The sequence below is a fragment of the Selenomonadales bacterium genome (assembly GCA_017442105.1).
GTDB lineage: Bacteria > Bacillota > Negativicutes > RGIG982 > RGIG982 > RGIG982.
Genome location: JAFSAX010000094.1, coordinates 1 through 4,590, shown reverse-complemented (window position 1 = coordinate 4,590; position 4,590 = coordinate 1). Strand labels below are relative to the sequence as shown.

General features: G+C 42.2%; 5 protein-coding genes. All 5 read left to right on the top strand.

Annotated elements, in window-relative coordinates; all coding sequences use genetic code 11:
* Positions 1-177 precede the first annotated feature (177 nt).
* A complete protein-coding gene (gene dnaA, locus IJN28_03660; protein MBQ6712872.1) occupies positions 178-1,581 on the top strand; it encodes a chromosomal replication initiator protein DnaA in 1,404 nt (467 codons plus the stop codon).
* Between the two features lie 238 nt (positions 1,582-1,819).
* On the top strand, positions 1,820-2,935 hold the full coding sequence (gene dnaN, locus IJN28_03655; protein MBQ6712871.1) for a DNA polymerase III subunit beta: 1,116 nt from the start codon (positions 1,820-1,822) through the stop codon (positions 2,933-2,935).
* A gap of 12 nt (positions 2,936-2,947) precedes the next feature.
* Positions 2,948-3,163 (top strand): RNA-binding S4 domain-containing protein, encoded by a 216-nt coding sequence (locus IJN28_03650; GenBank protein MBQ6712870.1) that lies wholly within the window; start codon positions 2,948-2,950, stop codon positions 3,161-3,163.
* Positions 3,164-3,175: 12 nt separating this feature from the next.
* A complete protein-coding gene (gene recF, locus IJN28_03645) occupies positions 3,176-4,288 on the top strand; it encodes a DNA replication/repair protein RecF (GenBank protein ID MBQ6712869.1) in 1,113 nt (370 codons plus the stop codon).
* Positions 4,272-4,590: DUF721 domain-containing protein (locus tag IJN28_03640; protein ID MBQ6712868.1), on the top strand; the 319-nt coding region annotated here is incomplete at its 3' end. The genes recF and IJN28_03640, both read left to right, overlap by 17 nt.

Below are 4,590 nucleotides of genomic sequence, written 5' to 3'. Positions count from 1 at the left end.
TTTTTGCGTTTACGGTGATACGAACGCTATTTTTTATTCTTTCACCGTATTTTTTTATCTCTGTTTACCGTTTCTCTCAAAAATATTATTCACATTTGTTTATAAACTTGTGGATAAATAAATTTTGGTGGATAAGAGATTGTGGATATCTAAGTTTAGGAAAGGACTCATACTATCATGGATACCGCACAACTGAATGAGATTTGGGAACAGATCGTATTAGAGCTTCAAAATGATAAAGATTATATGGTATTCGCCGTGTGGATCGCGCAGCTCGAACCGTTTTCTTTTGAAAATAATTGTCTTGTGATGAAAACGAAAAAAACGATGGTCAAAGAATGGATCGAGCGTCGCTATCTCAACAATATTACCAATACGCTCTATGCTATCTGGAAAAAAGATATTCAATTCCATATCATCGTGGAGCAGGATAAAGCCGAAGAGCAGTCGGATATCGCACCGCAGCCTGTCGTTATTACACAGCCGAAACCGCCCGCGGTAAAAAAAGAGGAGGAGGACACATTTTCCGATTTGTCTTTCCTCAATCCGAACTATACGTTTGACAACTTCGTCAGCGGCAACAGTACGATGATCGCATTTTCCATCTCGCAAGCCGTTGCCGAGCGACCGGGCGAGATATACAATCCGCTTTTCCTTTACGGCAACTCGGGTCTTGGCAAGACGCATCTTCTGCATGCGATCGCACACAAGATACTTGAGAAAAAACCGAATACCAAGATCGTCTATGCTTCGAGCGAAAAGTTTACAAATGAGCTTATCAATTCGATCCGCGACAATTCGACAGAAGCATTCCGCCAGAAATATCGTAATATCGATTTACTTCTTATCGACGATATTCAGTTTTTGACAAATAAAGAACGTACACAGGAAGAATTTTTCCATACGTTCAATACGCTGTACGAAGCAAAAAAACAGATCGTCATCACAAGCGACCGTCAGCCGCGTGAGGTACAGACGCTCGACGAACGCCTCAAAAGCCGTTTTGAATCGGGTATGACGGCCGATATCAAACCGCCCGATCTTGAAACACGTATTGCCATCTTACGCAAAAAAGTTGCATTGATGGGGATGACCGTTCCCGATAATATCATTATCTACATCGCCAGCCGTATCGACAACAACGTCCGTACGATGGAAGGCGCGCTCATCCGCTTAAAAGGTTATATCGAAACACTCAAAAAACAAGAGATCTTAGAAAGTGGTGATGAGATCACAGCCAAGATCGCCGATGATGCACTCAAAGAGATATTCCTCGATAATATAAAACCTCCTATTACGATCGATCTCATCCAAAAGATCACGACCGAATATTTCAAGATCACGATGAACGATCTGTTAGGTAAAAAAAGAACGAAAAATGTCGTCGTACCGCGTCAGATCGCGATGTATCTCTGCCGAGAGCTGACAGAAGAGTCGTTCCCTCATATCGGAGAACTGTTCGGCGGTCGCGACCATACAACGATCATACATGCTTTCACGAAGATCAGCAGTGAAAGAACAAAAAGCCGTCAGCTTGACAATACCGTCAAAGAACTTATCAACTTGATTGAGAATAACTAGGGGATAACCCTGTACACAGAATTGTTCGTATCTTGTGTATAAACCGATCTCTGTGGAACAGTGTGTAAAACATGCAAAATAAAACTTGTTTATCTACAACTTATCAACAATCAAGTTTCTTGTGTTGACAAGTGTTTTGACCGGTTATACACAAAATCACAGCCCCTACTAATACTACGGCTAACCCCTTTATATATAAAAAAATATCATCATATCAGAATATCGGGAGGAAGAGCGAATGAAATTCACCTGTTCGAGAGAAGAACTTGTACATGCCATTCAGATCGTACAAAAAGCAGTTTCTTCCAAAAGTAATATCAATATAAGCCCTGTTTTCGGTGGTATCTTCATCAGAGCGACCGAAAGCAGTATCGAATTACAAGCAACCAATATCGAGATCAACATCAGCGCATCCTTAGATGCAACGGTAGAAGAGGCAGGGGTCGCTGTTTTGTCTGCCAGATTCTTCAGCGAGATCGTTCGCAAGATGCCGGGAGATGTTATCACCATCACGACGAATAATAAGGAAAATAATGCCATCCTTAAAGCAGGCAATTCTTCCTGCACGCTCGTTACGCTGAATGCGGACGATTTTCCGACATTCAAACCGCTCACGGGTATCAATTCGTTCGTCGTAAAAGATGTCGTATTTAAAGACCTTATCAAGAAGACCGTTTTTGCTTGCGCACAAGACGATACGCGCCCGATCTTCAGCAGCGTTTGCCTCGAGTTTAGCGGAGATACCGTTTCGATGGCGGCAACGAATACGCACCGTCTTGCATTTAAAAAAGACCGTGTAAGTCCTGTCGAGTCGCCGCTCACGATGCTCGTACCGGGCAAGATGCTCAAAGAAGTATCGACGATCTTGTCGGATGATCTGCCGACAAATATCACGATCAGCTATGAACGCAATCGTATCTGCTTGTCGTTTGACAGAGTATTTTTGATCTCTCGTCTTGTCGAAGGCCAATTCCCGGATTACAAACGTGTCATTCCGAGAACATTCAATACCAATGTACTCGTTGATACGAAAGAACTCGCGGATGCTGTCGCTCGTGTATCGCTTATCGCACGCGAAAGTGATTACAATGTTATCAAATTCGACTTTGAAGACGATAAGATACATATCTATTCGAGCAACCCGGATGTCGGCGCATCGGATGAATATGTGAACTGTAGTATAGAAGGCGATCCGATCTATGTAGCGATCAATTCGAACTATGTCAGCGATATCTTAAAGAATATTTATACAGAAAAAACAGAGATATCTCTCAATCAAACATTGACTCCCATTAGAATCAGACCGGAAGGATCGGAAGATTACGTTTATATCGTAACACCGGTACGCAGATAAGGAGATATTATGATGGAAACGATCACGATCAGAACAGAAAAAATACAGCTCGATCAGCTATTGAAAAAAGAAGGTATCATCGAAACGGGCGGCCAAGTCCGTTTTCTTTTGGATGATAAAATGGTGTATTTAAACGGTGCGCTCGTTACGGAAAAACGCAGACAGATTCACGTCGGCGATATTCTTAAGATCGTTGATGTGGGAGAATTCAAGATCGCTCAAGAATAAAAGGATACTGCGATGAAGATCAATCATTTAAAACTATATCAATATCGGAATTATCCTTATTTGACGATATCATTCGAAGATAATATCAACGTCTTTTTGGGACATAATGCCCAAGGGAAAACAAATATATTAGAGGCCATCTATTATGCGGCTATCGGTCGATCACATCGTACGCACAACGATCAGGAGCTTATCCATTGGGATAAAACACAGGCGAAAGTGCAGATAGACTTCTCGCGTATGGGGGTTGATAATCAACTGTCTTTTTTGTTCCAAAAAGATAAACGAAGAGAGATCGTCTATAACGGTCTGAAAGTCAAGCCGAATGAGGTAATGGGTGCGCTCAATGTCGTGCTGTTTTCACCCGAAGACTTGATGCTCATCAAAGGCGCTCCGCAGGAAAGAAGAAGATTCCTCGATATCGAGATATCGCAGGCCAATCGTGTCTATTATGAGATGCTTGTCAAATACAACAAGATCGTCCAGCAAAGAAATGCGATGCTCAAAAAATTGCGCGAATCGAATATGGAAAGTGATATGCTCGATATCTGGGACGAACAGCTGTCTGTCATGTCGCATCGTATCGTCACGAAGCGAAAAGAAGCCGTAGATAAGCTGTCGATGCTTGCCAATCTGATGCACAGACGATTGACGCAGGAAAAAGAAAGCCTCAAGATATCATATGTCGTGCACGGACTGGAAGAAGGGGAGATACCTTCTGCTGAGTGGTATCTTGCATCACTGAAAAAACGTCATCAGCTCGATATCATAAGGGGCAGTACGAGTGTCGGTCCGCATCGCGACGACCTCAAGATAGAAGTCAACGGTATCGATCTTAAAACGTTCGGCTCGCAAGGGCAGCAGCGCACGGGCATCTTGTCGATGAAGCTTTCCGAGCTTGAATATATCAAGTCGGAGATCGGAGAGTATCCTATTTTGCTTCTCGATGACGTGATGAGCGAACTTGACTATGAACGACGCTCTCAATTATTATTATTTATAAAAGAAAAAATACAGACCTTTATCACTGCGACCGACCGCAAATATTTCCCTGATTTTAAAATAGGGAAGTATTACTATATTGAGAATGGAGCGTTAATGGATTCTCATGCTATCTCCGATTAAAGACAGTTTGCTTTCATCATTTAAAACGAAAGCCATGAAAAAACAATATATTGAACAATCGGTCAAATACTATTGGAAAGACATCGTGGGAGATGATGTGGCAAGACACGTATCTTGCGGCAAGTTTTCACGTGGAACACTCACCGTACATGCTGACAGTTCGGTATGGTCACATCAAGTTCTGATGATGAAACGCACGCTGATCAAGAAGATAAATGAGTTCGCAGGGGATAAAATCGTAAAAGATATTCGTATACAGACAGGATATCAAGCGAAATTCAGAGAAATAAATAAAGATTTAC

Excerpts from the sequence above, each read along its gene's own strand:
- dnaA (MBQ6712872.1), top strand. The coding sequence starts at position 178 with ATGGATACCGCACAACTGAATGAGATTTGGGAACAGATCGTATTAGAG.
- dnaN (MBQ6712871.1), top strand. The coding sequence starts at position 1,820 with ATGAAATTCACCTGTTCGAGAGAAGAACTTGTACATGCCATTCAGATC.
- IJN28_03650 (MBQ6712870.1), top strand. The coding sequence starts at position 2,948 with ATGGAAACGATCACGATCAGAACAGAAAAAATACAGCTCGATCAGCTA.
- recF (MBQ6712869.1), top strand. The coding sequence starts at position 3,176 with ATGAAGATCAATCATTTAAAACTATATCAATATCGGAATTATCCTTAT.